Source organism: Chryseobacterium carnipullorum (assembly GCF_003815695.1).
Lineage (GTDB): Bacteria > Bacteroidota > Bacteroidia > Flavobacteriales > Weeksellaceae > Chryseobacterium > Chryseobacterium carnipullorum.
Genome location: NZ_CP033920.1, coordinates 2,392,903 through 2,412,414, shown reverse-complemented (window position 1 = coordinate 2,412,414; position 19,512 = coordinate 2,392,903). Strand labels below are relative to the sequence as shown.

Annotated in this window: 19 protein-coding genes; 10 read left to right on the top strand and 9 right to left on the bottom strand. The window is 37.5% G+C overall.

The genetic code is table 11. The features are described from left to right. Positions 1-368: 368 nt before the first annotated feature. Entirely contained in the window at positions 369-563 is a 195-nt protein-coding gene (locus EG346_RS10960; protein WP_073336960.1) for a bacteriocin-like protein, read from the top strand. Positions 564-824: 261 nt separating this feature from the next. Here the strand turns inward: EG346_RS10960 and katG are convergent, their stop codons facing one another. Beyond that, the gene (gene katG / locus EG346_RS10955; protein WP_123878626.1) at positions 825-3,104 is read right to left on the bottom strand and encodes a catalase/peroxidase HPI; all 2,280 of its coding nucleotides are present in this window, start codon (positions 3,102-3,104) and stop codon (positions 825-827) included. 331 nt (positions 3,105-3,435) lie between these two features. Between katG and EG346_RS10950 the strand changes: the two genes are divergently transcribed. Both EG346_RS10950 and EG346_RS10945 read left to right on the top strand, forming a co-directional pair. Then, a complete protein-coding gene (locus EG346_RS10950) occupies positions 3,436-3,897 on the top strand; it encodes a heme-binding domain-containing protein (protein ID WP_123878624.1) in 462 nt (153 codons plus the stop codon). Positions 3,898-3,908: 11 nt separating this feature from the next. Beyond that, positions 3,909-4,322 (top strand): thiol-disulfide oxidoreductase DCC family protein, encoded by a 414-nt coding sequence (locus EG346_RS10945; protein WP_123878622.1) that lies wholly within the window; start codon positions 3,909-3,911, stop codon positions 4,320-4,322. Between the two features lie 82 nt (positions 4,323-4,404). Here EG346_RS10945 and EG346_RS10940 read toward each other — a convergent pair whose 3' ends face one another. Continuing rightward, complete coding sequence (locus EG346_RS10940; protein WP_123878620.1) at positions 4,405-5,838, bottom strand: alpha-amylase; 1,434 nt, start codon at positions 5,836-5,838, stop codon at positions 4,405-4,407. Between the two features lie 188 nt (positions 5,839-6,026). Here EG346_RS10940 and EG346_RS10935 point away from each other — a divergent pair, with 188 nt between their 5' ends. Continuing rightward, positions 6,027-6,713: a DUF4290 domain-containing protein gene (locus EG346_RS10935; protein ID WP_073334448.1), complete on the top strand. Its 687-nt coding sequence runs from the start codon at positions 6,027-6,029 to the stop codon at positions 6,711-6,713. Beyond that, positions 6,713-8,020 carry a UDP-N-acetylglucosamine 1-carboxyvinyltransferase gene (murA, locus tag EG346_RS10930; protein ID WP_123878618.1) on the top strand — a complete coding sequence of 436 codons (1,308 nt, stop codon included), beginning with the start codon at positions 6,713-6,715 and terminating at the stop codon, positions 8,018-8,020. Before EG346_RS10935 ends, murA begins: the two co-directional genes overlap by 1 nt. A gap of 90 nt (positions 8,021-8,110) precedes the next feature. On the opposite strand, the gene EG346_RS10925 is transcribed toward murA, so the two are convergent. Genes EG346_RS10925 through EG346_RS10915 form a run of 3 tightly spaced genes read right to left on the bottom strand, consistent with a single transcriptional unit; the run spans position 8,111 to position 10,592 of the window. Further along, on the bottom strand, positions 8,111-8,575 hold the full coding sequence (locus EG346_RS10925; RefSeq protein ID WP_123878616.1) for a hypothetical protein: 465 nt from the start codon (positions 8,573-8,575) through the stop codon (positions 8,111-8,113). A 45-nt stretch (positions 8,576-8,620) separates the two neighbouring features. Then, a complete protein-coding gene (locus EG346_RS10920) occupies positions 8,621-9,196 on the bottom strand; it encodes a DUF6705 family protein (RefSeq protein ID WP_123878614.1) in 576 nt (191 codons plus the stop codon). A 19-nt stretch (positions 9,197-9,215) separates the two neighbouring features. After that, positions 9,216-10,592: a hypothetical protein gene (locus EG346_RS10915; protein WP_123878612.1), complete on the bottom strand. Its 1,377-nt coding sequence runs from the start codon at positions 10,590-10,592 to the stop codon at positions 9,216-9,218. Between the two features lie 137 nt (positions 10,593-10,729). Here EG346_RS10915 and EG346_RS10910 point away from each other — a divergent pair, with 137 nt between their 5' ends. Continuing rightward, positions 10,730-11,095: a helix-turn-helix domain-containing protein gene (locus EG346_RS10910; RefSeq protein ID WP_123878610.1), complete on the top strand. Its 366-nt coding sequence runs from the start codon at positions 10,730-10,732 to the stop codon at positions 11,093-11,095. A 131-nt stretch (positions 11,096-11,226) separates the two neighbouring features. Here the strand turns inward: EG346_RS10910 and EG346_RS10905 are convergent, their stop codons facing one another. The 4 genes from EG346_RS10905 to EG346_RS10890 all read right to left on the bottom strand — a co-directional run bounded on the left by EG346_RS10905 (position 11,227) and on the right by EG346_RS10890 (position 15,138). After that, entirely contained in the window at positions 11,227-13,152 is a 1,926-nt protein-coding gene (locus EG346_RS10905) for a DUF2207 domain-containing protein (protein WP_123878608.1), read from the bottom strand. A gap of 3 nt (positions 13,153-13,155) precedes the next feature. Continuing rightward, on the bottom strand, positions 13,156-13,704 hold the full coding sequence (locus EG346_RS10900) for a LemA family protein (protein WP_123878606.1): 549 nt from the start codon (positions 13,702-13,704) through the stop codon (positions 13,156-13,158). Positions 13,705-13,931: 227 nt separating this feature from the next. Then, positions 13,932-14,249, bottom strand: coding sequence for an NIL domain-containing protein (locus EG346_RS10895; RefSeq protein WP_228425805.1), 318 nt, complete (start codon positions 14,247-14,249; stop codon positions 13,932-13,934). Between the two features lie 244 nt (positions 14,250-14,493). Then, positions 14,494-15,138, bottom strand: coding sequence for a YiiX/YebB-like N1pC/P60 family cysteine hydrolase (locus EG346_RS10890; protein WP_228425803.1), 645 nt, complete (start codon positions 15,136-15,138; stop codon positions 14,494-14,496). A 130-nt stretch (positions 15,139-15,268) separates the two neighbouring features. Between EG346_RS10890 and EG346_RS10885 the strand changes: the two genes are divergently transcribed. From EG346_RS10885 to EG346_RS10870, 4 genes are all read left to right on the top strand, one after another. Further along, positions 15,269-15,973 carry a response regulator transcription factor gene (locus EG346_RS10885; RefSeq protein WP_073334443.1) on the top strand — a complete coding sequence of 235 codons (705 nt, stop codon included), beginning with the start codon at positions 15,269-15,271 and terminating at the stop codon, positions 15,971-15,973. A 9-nt stretch (positions 15,974-15,982) separates the two neighbouring features. Next, a complete protein-coding gene (locus tag EG346_RS10880; RefSeq protein WP_123878602.1) occupies positions 15,983-17,335 on the top strand; it encodes a HAMP domain-containing sensor histidine kinase in 1,353 nt (450 codons plus the stop codon). 312 nt (positions 17,336-17,647) lie between these two features. Next, positions 17,648-18,343, top strand: coding sequence for an MgtC/SapB family protein (locus tag EG346_RS10875; RefSeq protein ID WP_073334441.1), 696 nt, complete (start codon positions 17,648-17,650; stop codon positions 18,341-18,343). A 61-nt stretch (positions 18,344-18,404) separates the two neighbouring features. Next, positions 18,405-19,499, top strand: coding sequence for an efflux RND transporter periplasmic adaptor subunit (locus tag EG346_RS10870; RefSeq protein WP_123878599.1), 1,095 nt, complete (start codon positions 18,405-18,407; stop codon positions 19,497-19,499). The last annotated feature ends 13 nt before the right edge of the window (positions 19,500-19,512 follow it).

Below are 19,512 nucleotides of genomic sequence, written 5' to 3'. Positions count from 1 at the left end.
TACTACAAATCTACTATAGCGTAGCGACAGAACGTGTCGTGTATTAAACTAGATGTACTTATTTCGTAAAAAGCTAGAAGCATCTGAAATTTCAGTTAAAAGAATAGGCATTTGTTTAAAGAACTTATCTCAAACAAACTGTCAGGGTATTGTTATAGTAAAGAAGAATTTACCAATAAAAATCTTCTAAATTTAATGTTCAGTTCCTCTAAAAGCGTAGTTTAAGGAGTATCTAAATTTAATTTCAAAAAAAACACACGTGAACGTGAATTTTTATATTCGCAGTATTATATTTTTTTTTATATTAGTTTCATAAAAAAAGTATCCGAAACCGGATAAAATAATAAAAAAATTAATCCAAAACTACTATGAAAAATTTAAAAAAAATTTCAAGAGAGAACTTAAAAGCTGTTAAAGGAGGAATTACACAAGAATGTGCAGTATGGTGGGGTTCAGGTAAGCCATATTATAAAACTGAGGCAGCTTGTATTCAGGCAGCTTTAAATAATCAAGATGATTTTCCTAACTGCCATAATGAATGTGGACGTTGGTACGGTTACTAAACTTAAAAAAATAAATTAAAATGGCTGTTTTCTGGTGAAACAGTCATTTTTTTATGAATAACTTCTACTTAACCAGAGTGAATTTTCCATATCAGAAGTATATTTTCTTTAAGAGACTTCTTCCGGAAATTGATCCTATTTTTAATCAGGAACTCATTAATATTATATCATAATTTTTCCTCATCCCGATTAATCTATTCTAAGGCCAATAAAAAAGACAGCTTTTACAGCTGTCTTTACCCTATGATGTTATGTTAATCATTATTTCACATCAAACCGATCAAGATTCATTACTTTCGTCCAAACTCTCACGAAATCCTTAACAAATTTCCACTGAGCATCGTTGCTTCCATACACTTCGGCAATTGCTCTCAATTCAGAGTTCGACCCGAAAACAAGATCTGTTCGGCTAGCCGTCCATTTAGGCTGTCCTGTAGAACGATCGGTACCCATATACAGTTCATTATCTTCAGAAATAGATTTCCATTGCGTTCCCATGTCCAGAAGATTAACAAAGAAGTCATTGGTAAGTACTCCAGGGCGATTGGTAAATACACCATGTTTAGATCCGTCAAAATTAGTATCCAGTGCACGCATTCCTCCTACCAAAACCGTTAATTCCGGAGCTGTAAGGGTTAAGAGCTGTGCTTTATCGATCAATAAAGATTCAGTAGATACCGAGAATTTACTCTTCAGATAATTACGGAATCCGTCCGCTGCCGGTTCCAGATATCCCATAGATTCCACATCGGTCTGCTCTTGCGAAGCGTCCATTCTTCCAGGCGTGAAAGGGACTTTAATATCCTGTCCTGCATCCTGTGCTGCCTTTTCTACGGCTACACTTCCAGCCAAAACAATAATATCGGCCATTGATATCTTCTTTCCTCCGCTTTGAGAGTCATTAAATTCTTTCTGAATCTTCTCCAATTCCCCTAAAACTTTCTGAAGCTGAGAAGGATTGTTTACGGCCCAGTATTTTTGTGGAGCCAGACGGATTCTGGCACCATTAGCTCCGCCACGTTTGTCACTTCCTCTGAATGTAGACGCAGAAGCCCAGGCAACAGATACCAGCTCAGAAATAGTCAGTCCTGAATTTAATATTTTCCCTTTTAATGCCTCAACATCTCCATCATTCACCACTTCATGATCAACTGCCGGAATAGGATCCTGCCAGATCAGTTCCTCCTGTGGAACATCCGGTCCTAAATATCTTGCTTTAGGGCCCATATCTCTGTGCGTAAGTTTAAACCATGCTCTGGAGAAGGCATCAGCAAAGGCATCCGGGTTTTCGTAGAAATGTCTTGATATTTTTTCGTAAACAGGATCCAGTCGCAATGAAAGGTCTGTCGTAAGCATGGTAGGTCTGTGCTTTTTATTTGGATCAAAGGCGTCAGGAATAATCTCAGCACCTTCTTTCGCCACCCACTGGTGAGCGCCGGCAGGGCTTTTGGTAAGTTCCCACTCATTTTCAAATAAATTCTTGAAGAAATAATTACTCCATTCTGTAGGAGTTTCTGTCCAGGTTACTTCCAGTCCGCTGGAAATAGCATCTGTCCCTCTTCCTGATTTATAGGTACTGCTCCACCCTAGCCCCTGAAGTTCAATTCCGGCAGCTTCCGGTTCTTTTCCTACATGATCAGCAGGACCGGCACCGTGTGTCTTCCCAAAGGTATGTCCACCGGCAATCAAAGCTACTGTTTCCTCATCATTCATCGCCATACGTCCGAATGTATCTCTGATATCTTTAGCTGCAGCAATAGGATCAGGATTTCCGTCCGGACCCTCAGGATTTACATAGATAAGTCCCATTTGTACCGCTGCAAGTGGTTTCTCAAGATTTCTGGAGTGAATATCACCATCCGCATCATCATCTGTAGGAAGTACCCCATGTTGTTCAGCTACACCTTCTGATCCGTGAGCATAACGAAGGTCACCTCCCAGCCACGTTTTTTCCGAACCCCAGTAAATATCCATATCCGGTTCCCATACATCTTCACGCCCTCCTGCAAATCCGAATGTTTTAAAGCCCATCGATTCCAGAGCTATATTTCCTGTCAGGATTAAAAGATCAGCCCACGAAATATTCTTTCCATATTTTTGTTTAATCGGCCACAATAATCTTCTGGCCTTGTCTAAACTTACATTATCCGGCCAGCTGTTCAAAGGGGCAAAACGTTGCTGTCCTGCTCCCGCTCCACCTCTTCCATCCCCTACACGGTACGTACCGGCACTATGCCACGCCATGCGGATAAACAAAGGACCGTAATGGCCAAAGTCAGCGGGCCACCAATCCTGAGAGTCTGTCATTAATGCATGGAGGTCTCTTTTTACCGCCTCAAGATCAAGGCTTTTAAATGCTTCGGCGTAGTCAAAATCCTTATCCATAGGATCTGAAAGTGATGAGTGCTGACGCAGGATATCTACCCTCAGTTGCTCAGGCCACCAATCTAAATTTTTGGTTCCTCCGCCTGCTACGGATTCTTTTTTCATTGTTCCGTTATGAAATGGGCACTTACTGATGTCATTCGAATCTTTTTCCATTGTCGTTTAATATTTTATGTTGTTTAATACATTTTCTTTTTAAATACCTGACAAACTTACAAAGCCTTCTTAATATATACAATCTATTAATTTTAATTTAAACCATAGTTAAAAACTATAATAAATTAATTTTTACAGATCGCTTGATCATATCAGACTAAAACAAGTAATAATGCAATTAAGTTAATGAAAATTAGAGAATGTACAGACAATATGCAAGATTAAACCATCATATTTAGAATGATTCAAATGAACGGTATACAATTTGATAATCAGTTCATTCAGTTTAATAAAATTTGACTATTTTTATAATTCCAAGCATAAAATTGATATGAAAAAAATACTCATTATCCTCCTTGTTGCCTTCATTATTATCCAGTTTTTCCCGATTGACAAAACCAATCCACCTCCTACGCCGGGCATGGATTTTCTGAAAATCAAAAATACACCACCCCCTGTTGCCAGGATGATCAGTACCTCATGTTATGACTGTCATTCGAATGAAACCCAATATCCATGGTATTCAAGCATATCACCAGCTTCATGGTTAGTTAAAAATCATATCGATGAAGGCCGTAAGCATCTTAATTTCTCTACCTTTGCTGTATACGAGCCGAAGATACAGGCTCATAAACTGGAAGAATGCATAGAAATGATCGAAAAGGAAGAAATGCCTTTGGAATCTTACTATGTAGGACACCAGGATGCAAAACTGACCGCTGAACAGCGTAAAGAATTGATCCAATATTTCAAAAAAGTAAAAGAAGACACCGAAAGGAAAATGGTATTTTAAAAATAAGCGTCATGCGGGAGAATTGGGAAGATCAACATATTGTGTTTTTTGACGGCGATTGCGGCGTCTGTAATTTCTGGGTGCAATGGATTCTTGAACGGGATAAGAATAACAAATTTATGTTTGCATCCCTTCAGTCTGATTTCGGACAAAAATTCTTGGCTGAAAGAGGTCTGGAAACCAAAGTATTCAACACGCTCTATCTCTGGAAACCGGGCCATTACTACTACATAAAATCAAGGGCAGTACTCCAGATTGCCAGTATATTGGGTGGTATTTATAAGCTTTCGGTTGCCGGAAAAATAATTCCTGCATTTTTAAGTGATCAGGTGTATGATCTCATTTCAAGAAACAGAATGAAACTGGCTAATCAGAAATGCTTTCTTCCTGATCCGAATCAAAAGAAAAAATTTATTGAAGTCTGATTCTTAATGATGGATTTCTTCAAAATACATACTGAAAAAGCAAAGATGAATCATCTTTGCTTTTTTATTTATTAAACTTTCTCTATTGGTTCAACGACCATATGGAATAGCTGTTTGGCGGAGACTGGATCTTCACCCATTGATCTCCCTGCGTTGTAGGATACCAGGTAGAATTACCTGTAAAATCTTTGATCTGCTTACTGCTCCAGTTGGTTTGCACCCATCTTTCCTGCCAGCTTGATGAATTGTTGATATAAACTACAAGTCCGGGATTTCCATTGTACCCGTTACGTCTTGCGATATATTCATCATTATCTGTATACAGAATAGAGGTATTTCCGGTGGCTTTGTTATTATGAATCCAGATCAGATTGTTCAGTTTTTGTTTATTCAGCCACTCTTCATAATCCCGGTAAAAGATCGTCGGATATCCTTCATGAGTCAGAATATAGGCATAGGCCGGCATTTTATTGTTAATAATATCTGTATCATGATTGGCTACAAAAGTAACAGCTTTGTAAGGATTTCTTTTCCACATCATATCGTCATTCAAAGCATTTAAATTTCCATTATCAAAAGCTTCATCCATTTTATAATAGGCTGCAAAATCGAAGACGGAACTGTTGGCATTGTTCGCCCACCATTCCAGAGTATTCACATTGGAATCCCACAGTTCACCTACGGAAAATCCGCCCACATTGCTATTCCAGGTATTAACTACCCAAGGTCCGAAACCTTTGACATAATCAAATCTCCAGCCGTCAAATTTCATGACATTTTTATAGTACTTTCCAACAGAATCATCTCTTCCCCAAAGCCAGTCCTGAACGTAGGGATTAGCGTGACAAAGATCCGGAAACCCACCAAAAGCCCCTTCATCATTGTTTCCATAGGAGTTTTTATAAAAATCATTGTAGCTTCTTGGAAATTTACCCGAAGCTATGGCTGAGAAATCGGTCCATGTATTGGTTCCTGTAAAAGGATTGGACTGAGATTGTCCACCACTGTTGTGATTGATGACAATATCTGCATAAACCTGCATATTTTCAGCATGGGCCTTTGTAATTAATGCTTCCAGTTCAGTTCTTGAACCAAATCGTGTTTCTACACTTCCGTTTTGGTTGAAATTTCCAAAATCATAATAATCGGTAGGATCATATCCCATGGAATACGCTCCGTTCTGAGCTTTTGAAGCAGGAGGAAGCCATACTGCACTGATCCCTGAATCTGACCATGCGGCGAGTTTGTCTTTCACGGTATTCCACCAGTTTCCACCTTCGGGAACATCCCAGTAAAATCCCTGCATAAGAACTCCTCCTCCGGGACCGGATACAAATTTTCCGGATACAGATCCGCTTCCGGTACTAAAAGGACGCCCGTCATGCGTTGTCACATTAACGGTTTTGCTGTGAGATTCCTGTTTCCTCAGATTTTCATTATCATTTTCATCAGTGTTCTGACAGGAATTAAAAACGGCTAAAACCAGCATCGAAACTAAGAAATGTGTTTTTTTCATACTACTATTTTAATTATTAACCTATTAACTAAATTACAATTTTCTTAAAACAAATTCTATAAAATGTGAAATATTTTAATTTTCACCAAAAGATCTTTGGAAAAGGATGCCTACAATTTTCATTAAAAAATCATAAACTTTTTATATTTTCAAAACAATTTTTCTTTTAATCCATATATTTGCATATTATGGAATATAACACCCAAAGAACTCAGCTTCATATGCCAGAATATGGCAGAATCATACAGCAGTTGGTTGAACGCTGCAAGGAACTCCCTACCAAAGAGGAAAGGAGTGAAATGGCCATGGCTATTATCGATTTTATGGGTCAGAGAAACCCTCAACTCCGTGACGAAGACAATTATAAACATAAACTTTGGGATCATCTTTTCATTTTAGCAGAATATGATCTTGATGTAGAATCCCCATATCCTTTCCCTACCAGAGAACAATTGGCCGAAAAGCCGAAAAGAATGGAATATCCTAAACTTCAGGGAGATTTTAAGTTTTACGGGAAAAGTATCCTTCAACTGATTGAAAAGGCCATCGAACTTGAACCGGGTGACGAAAAGGAAGCCCTGATCGAGGTGATCGCCAACAATATGAAGAAGTCTTACAATGTATATAATAAGGAACATGTAACGGATGACGTCATTTTCCGTCACCTTAAAGAGTTGTCTGAAAACAGGCTGGACCTTACGGGAATAGAATCGCTTGAAAAGAGCAAAATCTATTACACCACCAACAATAATAGCAGAAACAACAGCAACAACGGGCGAAATAACAGCAATAACGGACGAAACAACAGCAATACCAATAAAGACCAGACTAATAAGAGAAGGCATAATAACAACAACCATAAAAACAGAAAGTAATGAGTGGAACATTTCAGATAAGGGGAGGAAAAAAACTGCATGGGGAAATAACTCCACAAGGGGCAAAAAATGAAGCTTTACAAATTTTATGTGCTGTCTTGTTAACCGATGAGGAGGTAAGAATTAAAAATATTCCTGATATTCACGACGTCAACAGACTGATCGAAATTCTAGGTGATTTCGGGGTAAAAGTAACCAAAAATGGCCAGGGCGATTTCACATTCAAAGCCGACAAGGTCAATTTCGACTATATAAAATCAGACGAATTTAAAAAAGACGGAGCTAAACTGAGAGGTTCCATTATGCTGATGGGGCCGATGCTTGCCCGCTACGGTGAAGCTTATATGCCGACTCCGGGAGGTGATAAGATCGGAAGAAGAAGATTGGATACGCATTTCCAGGGATTGGTAGAACTAGGAGCTGAATTTAATTATGATGAAGAGGAATATTTCTATTCATTAAAAGCGAAAGAACTGAAAGGGAAATTTATTCTTCTTGAGGAAGCTTCCGTAACCGGAACTGCGAATATCGTTATGGCTGCAGCTCTTGCTAAAGGAAAAACAAGAATTTATAACGCTGCGTGCGAACCTTATCTTCAGCAATTATGTAAAATGCTGAACAGAATGGGTGCCAATATTTCCGGAATCGGTTCTAACCTGGTAACCATTGAAGGGGTAGACTATCTTCACGGTACGGAGCATACGATGCTTCCGGATATGGTAGAGATCGGATCATGGATAGGACTTGCTGCCATGACGAAATCTGAAATTACCATCAAAAATGTCAACTGGAGCCAGCTTGGCGTGATTCCCAATACATTCAGAAAATTAGGAATTCAGCTTGAACAGAGCAATGACGATATCTTTATTCCTGCTCAGGAAAACTATAAGATCCAGAAGTTTATCGATGGATCTATTCTTACCATTTCAGATGCTCCTTGGCCAGGATTTACGCCGGATTTATTATCGATTATTCTGGTAGTAGCTACCCAGGCGAAAGGAAGTCTTTTGGTTCACCAGAAAATGTTTGAATCCAGATTATTCTTTGTGGATAAACTGATCGATATGGGGGCACAGATTATTTTATGTGATCCGCACAGAGCAACAGTAATCGGATTGAACCAGGAAGCTCCGTTGAGAGGAACGACTATGGTTTCTCCTGATATCAGAGCCGGAAATGCCCTTCTGATCGCGGCACTTTCTGCGGAAGGAAAATCCATCATCCACAATATCGAGCAAATCGACAGAGGATATGAAAATATTGACGGAAGACTGAAAGCCATTGGTGCTGACATTGAAAGAATTTAAAAGAATTTATTTAAAATAGGCTGTCTTAAAAGACAGCCTATTTTAAATAACAGTATTGGAGTATGACAAAATTGCTCTATAAAATAATATTTAATCAATATCATTAATACTAAGTTTTGCAGCTTCTAAAATAAGTTCTGCTGCTTCATAAAAATGTCCATGATATTTTTTTGAAATTCCTTGAACCTGGAATTTTTTTTCTGAATTATCCTTTTTTAAAGTTATTGAATTACTTCCACCATCAAGAGTTCCTATCAAATAATTATTACTTTTAGGAAATTCTATGCTATCTTGTTTTATTTTTAAAATAATTCCTTGGATTTGTTTATACTTTTCATATGTTGTTCTCTTATGATCATAGTATTCTCCTTTTCTGAAGATTTTTACGATGACAGGCCTTTTTCTATGTTTTTTCGTAGGAATTAATATAACCGTTAATCCATCACCTCCTACTACAACAGCATTCAAATGATCTAATTGAATAAATTCATCATTATTTTTTTGTGACGTACAAGAAAATAAACAAAAAAGAAATAATAATATTATTTTTTTCATGATCTGTGTTAGATAATAAAACCTCCAAGCTTGGAGGTTTTACTTTTATTGCTTAGTTAATACTATATCTCTTGGAAAGTTAATGGGAAAATCACCATTTTGATCTACATAACTGTTATGAACACAGTCTTCTTTATAAATACTTGGCATATATTCAAAGTGGAGTGTCATTTGATTTCCAGAGAAATTTGTAATATCTAAAGCTGCCGATTTTCCACACATATTTTGAGGATAAAAATAAAGCCTTTTCCAATTTCCATTTCGTAAACTACCAGAAATGCCTGTAAACTCAGGATCTGTATTGTTAAAATTTGTAATCTTATCAATTTCTATTATTCCGTTTGATGCAATTACTTTCCTTGCACCTAATATTCTATCTTTATAATAGGGATGTGTATCACCGGGAATAGAAGAAGAGGTTTTCACTTTGTTGAATTGAAGGTAAAGTGTTTTTCCGTTCCAAGTACCTTTCCAAAGCCCAACATATTTATCCAATTCATTGTTCGTATCTTTTAAATAAGCATTGTTTGGTATCTCACTCGGATCAGTATTAAGAGGATACTCTTGTGCTTTACATAAAAATGAAAGCATTGTTGCTATAATTAAAAATAGATTTTTCATATTTTTTTTGTTTTTATTATTAAGGACAATTAGTCTCTGTTAATTTTCCGTTTACAAGGCTTAGCTGAGTGTTTCCACTTGAGGTATTTCTGAAAAGTTTTGCACCAGGTATATTCATTTTTTCGTTCATAAATTTAAGAAATCCTTTTTCTAATTTTTGTGAATCAAAACTTACATTACCACTTACATTGCCAACACTTTTTGCTGCGTCTAAAAGGTCAATATATCTATTATTAAAGTCTATCAATTCTTGTGTAGTGAAATTAGGAAAAGGGTTTGGTACAGAACCATCAAAAGTGAAAGAATAATTCCCCCAACTGCTGACTATTGTAAACACGATTTGATCAAGAGGAATTTTAGGAAAGTTTGCGGGATTACTATTATAGTTTTGAGCCCAGTTAACCCATTGATTAAAAAACAAGATGTCACCAGGAGAAAATATAGGATACAGTTGATCGTAGTGAGAGTGCATTATTACAACAGTATTAGGAAATACAGTTAAGTTTACCTCATTAGTTCCTGGCTTATTTTGTAATATTTGATTTTGAATGCCCCCAGCAGAGTTGCCTATTCTAAAGCCACTTTCGAAACCATCTCCCGTTTTCCCTTCCAAGTTTGTTATATTTCCTTTAAAAGTTGGAGTATCGGTCATTGCCCTTAATCTTGAACAAGGATTTGCGGGAGGTGTACCTCCTCCTCCGCCACTACCTCCTGCATCAGGATTATGGATACAATCTTCATAAGGTCCACATCCACCAGAAGGCCCCCCACCCCCTCCTGGAGGGATCCCACCCCCACTTCCGGGACTGGGTACGGTAATAATAATAACTTCTATATCACAGGGTGGCTGTCCTTCAAAACCGCACGGTCCTCCTGGAGCTTTAGCAACAGATTTAATTTTCATGTTACTTTTTATATATTGAGCTCGAAATAACCCAAGTATTTTACTATAGTTTTCAGCTTGTGGAGACATTTTATTAAACTCAACGATAGTTTCATCATCTTTCAGAATTGCAATAATAACGCCTTCTACTTGATAGCTTTTGATCAGTGGAAAAAGAATATATCTTTCATTATTTTTTGTAATGAAGTCTTGAGACCTGATATTGAATTCTATGTATTCATCTGCCATAGTAGATGAATCTTTAAATGCATTTTTAAGTGCCTTAGTAGTGTGCTGCACATTGTTAATTTCATCGTACCGTTCCAATAAAGTTTTGAAGCCATTTCCATAATTTACTGTTCCATTTTTCTGAGCAGACTGAGCAGAAAACACTCTAAACTTAGAAGGGGGTGATTCTTCATTGCTGTTCAGAAGATCTTCTGAACGACAAGAGGTTATAGAAATGGCCAGTGAATAAGCCATCATCAGCCGGAGCGCTAATTTTCTCATCATAATTTGTTGTTTTTTTTAGATTTTTTAAATATATAATAATTTTTAATATCACACCGAAGTGATATGTGACAAAGCTAAAATAAATTATCTCTCAACATTATAAGAATTTTTATATTTTTGATAAAAATTCTTATAATATGAGTATAGGTACTAAAGTCAGAAAGTATAGAGAAGCGAAAAACTGGTCTCAGGAAGATCTGGCAATGCGCTTAGATACCACGCAGACTACAATTTCTAATATAGAGTCTGATAAAAACATTCCCAATTCTCTATTATTAAATAAGCTTGCAAAAGAATTAGATATAAATATGAACGAACTTTTTGATGATAAGATTACAAATATTAATCAGATAGAAAAAATTGAGGGAGCTGTTAATTTAGGAAATGGGACTATAAACATGCAATCTCCTGAGCTAATAGAAAGTATTTTAAAAAATCAGGAGCAAATTACAAAACTGATAGAATTACAAAGCAGACTTATAGAGAATTTACTTAAAAAGTAAATAGAGCAGGATGATAAGGACTTCATCAAGAAAGCTGTATCGTAAGACGAAAGAATTTAAAAATACATTGTATTCCGATAAAAAAGCGTTCAAATTAATTTTTGAACGCTTTTATTTTTTTGAAACATCGGTTACCAGCCGCCTCCGCCTCCACCGCCACCGCCACCGCCGGAGAATCCTCCGCCGCCGGATCCGCTGCCGGAACTGGATGGCTTTGTAGATGCAGACTGTATCGATTGCGTAAGACTTGAGTTCAAAGTATTTCCGAATGCATAATGATTCATTACGCCTCCGTAATACCAGGTATTGTGATATTCCGTTGATGTTCTTTTCAGCAAATCATCAAATTTCTGTCCCCAGATCTGATCGACTCCCATCACCATCGCAAAAGGAAGGAGGGTCTCGAAAACCTGTGGGGTCATCTGAGGAGGATTATGGAATTTCAGCTGCTCATTTTCAGCTGCTCCCATATACATTTTAAAACCGTCTATCAGTGATTTTTTCCTTAGCTTTTCTTTGGATGGCTGTTTGATTAAATACTGATAAAGCACCATCACAGAAAAGGACAGAGCAAGAAAAATATAACAGACACTGAAATTGATACTCGTTTCATCTGTACCTTCCTGAGAAATAATCCCTCCTATTCCTAAAATAATACTGATGGGAATAGGAATCAGGAACAGAAGCTTCCATGAGAGTTTTTTTGCTAAAAAGGCTATCAAAACAAATGCAATAAAAAGAACAATATATAAAATCCCTCCGGCAAATACTCTTTCAAACTCAGGCAGGATCGTATAGCTTATAAATAAGCCAAAGCCATAAAACACAGTAATGATAAGCCATGGGAGTAATAACTTCTTTGTATTATTTCCTTCATTTAAAAAATCCTCATGCTGAAATCTTAGCGCTTCTTTGAAATTGAGAACCGCCTTTTCAATCTTCGAATTATATTTTCCGTCAAACTTTACGGCATTTTCAGAATCCGAAAAAAGACTGTTCATCAGATTGATCTCTTCTTTGGAAAGGGATTCATCTGCCGGTTTCAGTTTTTGCAGCGTAAAAGTTTTGGTATTAAAAAATCCCAGCAGACCGGAATCTTCACCTTCAATAATCTTGACATACCCCTTGACGGCAAGATTGACAACCGCTGCGGTAAGGTATTTATTCTTAAAACTTTCGGAACTGATATATCCGAGAGAAGACGGTGAAAGATTTTCGGGAACATTAAACTGCGGATAAACGGTTGGTGTTTCAGGATCAACCCCATATTTTCGCCATGTCGAATACAAACACATTAAAAGAATTAAAAACAGGATACATCCACCCATCAGAATTCCATATTTTTCAAGGAAAGTCGGTGGCGGTGGAGGAACCATTAGACCTTTTTTGAAACCTACTGCAATGGTAAGTCCTTCATTAGCCCGAAGCCCTGCCGCACTCCATTCAATGGCATGCTCAGACAATACCTGAGCCGTACAATTTTGGCTGTTGCTACCGTAAGCTCCCGTATAACAAGAGTTTTGGATAATTCCTGCTCCTTCGGGAAGATTCACTTTTGCAGAAACAGAATCTACATCGAAATCCCAGTAGGTTCCGTTCACATTCCAGTAAAATTCATCATACTTCGCAAAAAATCCGATCTGGTTCTGTGCTTTGTATTTTATTTCATAGTCGTAGGTTCCGGGATCCAGGATAATATCTTTATTTCCTGCATAAATCTTTAAATAGCCATCTCCTGTCTCTTCATGGTAATTTTCATCGATTCCATTTTTTTTCACAGAGATGATATCGTATTGTACTTTCTGTGTTTTATTGTTCAGATTTCTGGATAAAGGAAGTGCCCGGAAAATTCCTCTTTTGATGTTATTTCCGAGACTGTACACCTTAATATTTTCGGTTACGGTAATTCCTGAATTTTTATCCACATCAATATCCGAATGGAAAGAAATAATTTTTTCCGTTCCGATCATCGATAACTGATCTGCCCTGGCCAATTCGTTTTGGGCAAAGGCTACGAAAAAAAACTGAAGAAGGAAAAGCAGTAACCCCTTTTTCATTTCTTAGAATTTTACAGTTGGTACTTCTCTTTCTGCAATATTATCCAGTTCAAAGAAAGGCGATTTTTCAAATTTGTACATGTTCGCAATGATATTGTTTGGAAAAGATTCAACTAAAGTATTGTTTTCACGCACCGTTCCGTTGTAATATCTTCTTGCTTTTTCCACATCATTTTCTATGGAAGTAAGTTCGCTTTGAAGTTGCTGAAAATTAGTGTTCGCTTTCAGATCAGGATACTGTTCTGCAACGGCAAATAAATTCATCATCGCCTGATTCAGGTTTTTCTCAGCCGCTTCTTTGGACTGAACAGAATCTGCCCCTACTGCCTGCGTTCTCGCTCTGATCACGCTGTCAAGAGTTTCCCGTTCGTGGGTAGCATAGCCTTTCACCGTTTCCACAAGATTGGGAATAAGGTCATGGCGTTTTTTAAGCATCACATCAATACTGCTCCACGCTTCCTGAACCAGATTTCTCAGTTTTACAAGACGGTTGTAGATCGACACTGCATAAATAGCAAACGCTGCGATTAAAGCAATAATAACTATACTCATACATTTTTATTTTATATCCTTTAAAAGTACTCTTTTTTTGAATCGGAAATATAAATTTAAGAATAGTCTGGAATTATTTTAATGGAATTTCTTTTAAACCATTAAAAATATTGAATAGATGAAAGCAAATTAAATCAAAATTTTGATCTTAAAAATCCCGTTGATATCACAAAAAAAGTATCCGGAAAAACCGAATACTTTCTGTAATTAAAACTATATGAACCTCCCTAAAAATACTTCCGGCAGTTGTATTCCACCATGGTATTTAAAAGTTTATTTTTATTCAGATAAAACTCCAGCTGCTGGTAGTCTTCTGAATTGACATTAATATACAATTGTACCGAACCAAAACTGTTTCCATTCACATATTCTACATTGGCAGATAACACCCTGTGGCAGATCCCAAACTGATTGTAGATGGTGTTCATTAAATGCTCAAATTTCATTTTGCCATTCAATTCTATTTCCAGTATCAGTTCTTTTTTAGGCAGCCCGATTGGATTATTCGGTATTACCTGTAATGTTGGATTAGGTGTAATCATCATTAAACAATTTTTTGGTTAAACATTTTCTAGATCATGGTTGCTTTCTTGCATTAAATCTTTGACAAAAATATAAAAAATTATTAGTCCACCAAATTAGTAGACTAATAATTTTAAATTTTAACTTATTTTTTTTTAAGCTCAGGATAATAGAATGGAATTATTTCCCCACAGATTACACGGAGATCACTGATTTTACAAAAAAATACCTCTAAAGATCATTCAAATCTTTAGAAGCTGTAGTATTTTAGAGTTCCCCTACTCTTTCCAGTTTTTCTGAAGCTGCTAACCCATTTGGATTACATCCGGGTTCTCCTTCAGGAACGGCCAGATTTTTCTTTTTATAAAATGCTGTCCAGAATTCATTGGTCTTCCCTGTTTTAGGGTCAATAAAGGTCATAGGTTCTAATGTGAAAATTTTGCTTTCCCGGAACGCTCTTTCTATGTAATCTGAACAGTAATACGAATTGTCATCTAAAATATAATTGAAATTATAGGGTTTTCCCACCATAGATTCTGCTTTTTTAAGTGCTTCGGGAACAGATTTCTGATAGTCAGATTTTAAGCGGTAGATCATTACTTTCTGCCCTTCATCAGACTGGTCTTTAAGAAAAGAGGTCAGGTCTTGTTTCTGGGAACCTCCTTTTGGAGCTGCATGCAGCACATACCAGTGATTATTTTCCTTTTCCACAATTCCAATATGATCAAAAGAGGCCTCTTTTTGCTTTTGTGTCACATTATTAATTGCTCCCGACAGTCCTGTTTCTTTTGCCGTGACAAAAAGCAGGTCGCCGTTCTTTAATTGTCCGGCTCCGGGTTGAAAAGTACAACTCTGCACAAGAAGTAGCACAGCTAATATACTACTATAGGTAAAGGTTTTTACAAAGTTCAAAAACAGAACTTTTTTTAATCTAATCATAACGCGTTTATCATTAAGTGGTCAAAATTACAAATTGCATTCATTATATGTATGTGAAAATACTTAATTACCTTTGCAGAACCAGCAATAAAACCTGACTTCTATGCCTCATATCCTGTTAGTTGAAGATGATAAAAGACTTTCGCAGCTGATTGCGAGAGGAGTAATGGAAAATGAGATGGAAGTAAATATTGCTGCGGACGGTGAAACAGCACTCAAGCTTACCGAATTAATGGATTTTGATCTTATCATCACTGATATTATCCTTCCCGTTAAAAACGGACTGGAATTCTGCAAGGAAATCAAGGCACTGAAGCCCGAGATCCCGGTTATTATGCTGACTGCATTAGGAACAACGGATGATAAGCTGGAAGGTTTTGATTCCGGGGCAGATGATTATCTTACCAAACCCTTTGAAATGAGGGAACTCATAGCGAGAGTGAAAGTTCTGCTTAAAAGATATTCCACCTATCGTCCGGAAACCTCATCTGTGTTGCACTACGAAGATATTGAGATGGATTTAAAATTAAAAACGGTCATTCGTGCCGGAAATCCAATCAAGCTTACTCCTAAAGAATTTAACCTGATGAAATTCCTGCTTGAAAATCCTGAAAGGGTTCTCTCCCGACATGAAATTGCAGAAAATGTATGGGAAACCCATTTTGATACGGGGACAAATTTCATTGATGTCTATATTAATTATATCAGAAAAAAAATCGACCGCAGCTTTGACACCAAACTTATTCATACAAAAGCAGGTATGGGGTTTATTTTGAAAAAGGGCTACGAAGATAATTCCAACGCTTAACGATCCGGTATGAAAGTTAGAACCAGGCTTACCTTACTTTTTACTCTAATCACTGCGATGCTCATTAGTTTTTATGGCGTTGCGATCTACTATTCTTCAAAAGAAGCCCGGGAAACTTCATTTTACACGGAACTTAAAAGTGAAGCGGTTGCCAAAGCCAATCTCTTTTTTCAGGGAGCACTGAGCGAAAAGGAAATGCATCAGCTATATAAAAACAATACCCAGACTCTGAGTGAAGTTCAGGTCGCGATCTATGATTCCCATTTCAATCTTGTTTATCATGATGATTCTAAAGTGGATTACGTGAAGGAAACCCCTGAAATGCTGTCAAAAATCTTTAAAAGCAAACAGCTTTTCTTCTTTCTGGACGATTTGCAGGTAACAGGAATCGTTTATTCCCATAACGGACAACAGTATGCAATCACTGCGGCGGCTTATGATCAGTATGGTTATAATTCCATCAATCATTTATTGACCATCAGTATTATTTCATTCATTATTATTCTTGTCCTTATTTATCTGGCAGGTCTTTTTCTTTCTAAAAAAGCCCTCAGTCCTGCTGTGAAAATGGTGGAACAGATCAAAAGGATCAACGCTGGAAAACTTCAACTCCGGTTGGATGAGTCTGAAGAAAAAGGAGAGTTCCACGAACTTGAAAAAAACTTCAACCAGATGCTGGAAAGACTAGACAACTCTTTCAGCACACAAAAACATTTTGTCTCCAATATTTCTCACGAACTCAACACCCCACTCGCTGCCATGACCGCTGAACTGGAACTGGCTCTGCAGAAAAATTACACCCAGGAGGAATATCAAAAGATTATCCTGAATGCATTAACGGATGTGAAAAATTTGAGTAAGCTTTCCGGAAGTTTAATGGATCTGGCCAAAGCCAGCTATGACCCTGCTGAAATAAGCTTTTCAGAAATCAGAGTAGACGAAATACTGATGGAGTCTTACGCTAAAATCAAGAAAGAAAATCCTCAGTATAAAATCAACCTCAACATTGATCCGGCAATTGATGAGCAGAAACTGATCCATAAAGGAAATCCTTATCTTCTTCTGGTTGCATTCAATAACCTGATTGATAATGCCTGTAAATATGCTTCAGACAATACCTGTTTTATTAATGTTTCGGCTGTATCTGATCACCTTTCCATTAAGTTGATCAACAATGGATTGCCTGTTTCCGAAAAGGATCAGCGGAATATATTTAAACCTTTCTACAGAGCAGAAAATTCCTTTGACAAAAAAGGATACGGAATAGGCCTCTACCTTACCCAAAAGATTATTAGTCTTCATCACGCTCAAATCCAGATTTCTTCAGGAGAAAATACAACCAGCTTTCAAATCACTTTTTAGACAGAGGAGAAAAGGTAAAAGATGAAAGAGAAAAGAAGATAGATAATAGACGTCACAATTTAACTATAGGTTAATGATATCAGAATACGACGTATATAACTTCACTCTAACTTCTAAAATCTAGCCTCTCTAATCAAATTCTAATAACATTCTAAACCATCTCTAACAGCTTCTCCCAGCCGTTACCACTACTTTTGCAGCAAAATAATTCCAACTATGGACGCAGATCCTTCCAGTTATTATCAACCGTAAGCCTTTTCTGAGCATGCTTTTTCTGTATGCCTGAAAAAGGCCTGCTAAAAAGAAAAAGTTATGAATACATTAGAATTTGCTACCCGCTTACTGGCTGCTCTTATTTTGGGTGCATCCATTGGTTTTGAAAGACAGTGGCATCAGAAAAGTGCAGGGCTCAGGACCAATACACTGGTATGTCTGGGATCGGCAGCATTTGTTTTATTATCTCTTAAAATCGGCGGTGATGCTACAGGTAGAATAGCCTCATACATCGTTAGCGGCATTGGTTTCCTTGGCGGCGGCGTTATCATGAAAGACGGACTAACCGTACGTGGACTGAACACTGCTGCTACCATCTGGTGTTCTGCCTCTGTGGGCTCACTGGCTGCTTTGGGATTCGTGACCGAAGCCGGAATAACTGCCGGACTCATCATCTTAATCCACACTGTATTACGTCCTTTGGGAAAAACATTAGGCTCCAAAACAATTCGCGCCAGTACCTCCGAATATCTTATCACGATTCAATGCAGAACGGAAATCGAAAACCATGCAAGAGTATTGCTGATGCAGTCTTTCAATTCAACTGATCAGATCCTGTTAAAATCTCTGACCAGCGATGATACCGAAACCCCGGAAAATATTATTATTTCTGCAGAAGTCTATTCTTCTTCACCTCAGGATAACATGATCGAAAAAGCGATCAGCAGGCTCACCCTGGAAGATAAAATTACCCGAGTCAGCTGGGAAATCATCGGAACTGAAAACGATTTATAAACTTAAAACTCAATGTACAATGATTCTAAACAATGAAACCCGATTTATTAAAATATTCTCAATGAAATCAGTATTCTTTACTCCTGTTCTTGCTTTTATTATTTCCTGCAGCGGTAAGAAAGAAGAACCTCAGCAGAAAGAAACCTTTAGTATCAAAGGAAATCATGTCATCATATCAGAAAACAATCCGGTATTAAAAAAGATCATCACTGAAACGGTTACGGAGCAGCAGTACAGCAAGAACATCACTTCCGCCGGAACTATAGAAACCATTCCAAATAATTATGCAGAGATAGCAAGTCCATTTTCAGGGCGCGTGATCAGATCCTTTATCAATATCGGACAAACCGTAAAGGCAGGAAGTCCTATTTTTGAGATCCTTGCCCCCGGATATTCTTCCGTCCGTAAAGATTATTCTGATGCAATGAACGATGTAAGACTTGCAGAAAAAAATTACAAACGTCAGCAAGATCTTTTCAGACACGGTGTAGGGATCCAAAAGGAACTGGAAGAGGCAGAAACTGAATATCAGAATAAGAAAACCTCTCTTTCCAATGCTTCGTCTACATTGAACGCTTACAACAGCAAGGGTTCAGGAGGAACCTACATTATTAAAGCACCGATCAGTGGAGAAATTATTTCCAATAAGATCGTTACCGGACAATATCTGAAAGAAGATTCCGAACAGGTTGTCATCATCGCTGAACTGTCAAAAGTATGGATCACAGGTGCGGTGAAGGAAAAAGATATCCGTTTTATCAGTCCTGGCGACCCTGTATCGGTGAAAATCAATACCTATCCGGATATGGAAATTACCGGAAAGGTATATCACATCAGCGAACTGGTAGATGAAGATACGCGAAGTATCAAGGTTTTAATCCAATGTGATAATCCGCAAAGAAAATTAAAACCAGGAATGTTTGCGGCTGTCACTTATTCTGCAGGAACAGAAAAAGCCGTGATTATCCCCTCACAAGCACTGATGCAACAGGGCGACCGTCAGTATGTCTGGATAAAAACAGGAAGAAATGAATTTACAAAACGTTTCATCAATCCCGGCAGCACTTCCGAGAAAGCAACCATGATCAGTTCAGGACTACAACCTGGAGACATCATCATGATCCAGGGGGGAATTTATATGCCCGGGACAAAATAACACCTCTTTTCAT

Coding starts and splice junctions, on each gene's coding strand:
- EG346_RS10960 (WP_073336960.1), top strand. CDS start 369: ATGAAAAATTTAAAAAAAATTTCAAGAGAGAACTTAAAAGCTGTTAAA.
- katG (WP_123878626.1), bottom strand. CDS start 3,104: ATGGAAAAAGATTCGAATGACATCAGTAAGTGCCCATTTCATAACGGA.
- EG346_RS10950 (WP_123878624.1), top strand. CDS start 3,436: ATGAAAAAAATACTCATTATCCTCCTTGTTGCCTTCATTATTATCCAG.
- EG346_RS10945 (WP_123878622.1), top strand. CDS start 3,909: ATGCGGGAGAATTGGGAAGATCAACATATTGTGTTTTTTGACGGCGAT.
- EG346_RS10940 (WP_123878620.1), bottom strand. CDS start 5,838: ATGAAAAAAACACATTTCTTAGTTTCGATGCTGGTTTTAGCCGTTTTT.
- EG346_RS10935 (WP_073334448.1), top strand. CDS start 6,027: ATGGAATATAACACCCAAAGAACTCAGCTTCATATGCCAGAATATGGC.
- murA (WP_123878618.1), top strand. CDS start 6,713: ATGAGTGGAACATTTCAGATAAGGGGAGGAAAAAAACTGCATGGGGAA.
- EG346_RS10925 (WP_123878616.1), bottom strand. CDS start 8,575: ATGAAAAAAATAATATTATTATTTCTTTTTTGTTTATTTTCTTGTACG.
- EG346_RS10920 (WP_123878614.1), bottom strand. CDS start 9,196: ATGAAAAATCTATTTTTAATTATAGCAACAATGCTTTCATTTTTATGT.
- EG346_RS10915 (WP_123878612.1), bottom strand. CDS start 10,592: ATGATGAGAAAATTAGCGCTCCGGCTGATGATGGCTTATTCACTGGCC.
- EG346_RS10910 (WP_123878610.1), top strand. CDS start 10,730: ATGAGTATAGGTACTAAAGTCAGAAAGTATAGAGAAGCGAAAAACTGG.
- EG346_RS10905 (WP_123878608.1), bottom strand. CDS start 13,152: ATGAAAAAGGGGTTACTGCTTTTCCTTCTTCAGTTTTTTTTCGTAGCC.
- EG346_RS10900 (WP_123878606.1), bottom strand. CDS start 13,704: ATGAGTATAGTTATTATTGCTTTAATCGCAGCGTTTGCTATTTATGCA.
- EG346_RS10895 (WP_228425805.1), bottom strand. CDS start 14,249: ATGATGATTACACCTAATCCAACATTACAGGTAATACCGAATAATCCA.
- EG346_RS10885 (WP_073334443.1), top strand. CDS start 15,269: ATGCCTCATATCCTGTTAGTTGAAGATGATAAAAGACTTTCGCAGCTG.
- EG346_RS10880 (WP_123878602.1), top strand. CDS start 15,983: ATGAAAGTTAGAACCAGGCTTACCTTACTTTTTACTCTAATCACTGCG.
- EG346_RS10875 (WP_073334441.1), top strand. CDS start 17,648: ATGAATACATTAGAATTTGCTACCCGCTTACTGGCTGCTCTTATTTTG.
- EG346_RS10870 (WP_123878599.1), top strand. CDS start 18,405: ATGAAATCAGTATTCTTTACTCCTGTTCTTGCTTTTATTATTTCCTGC.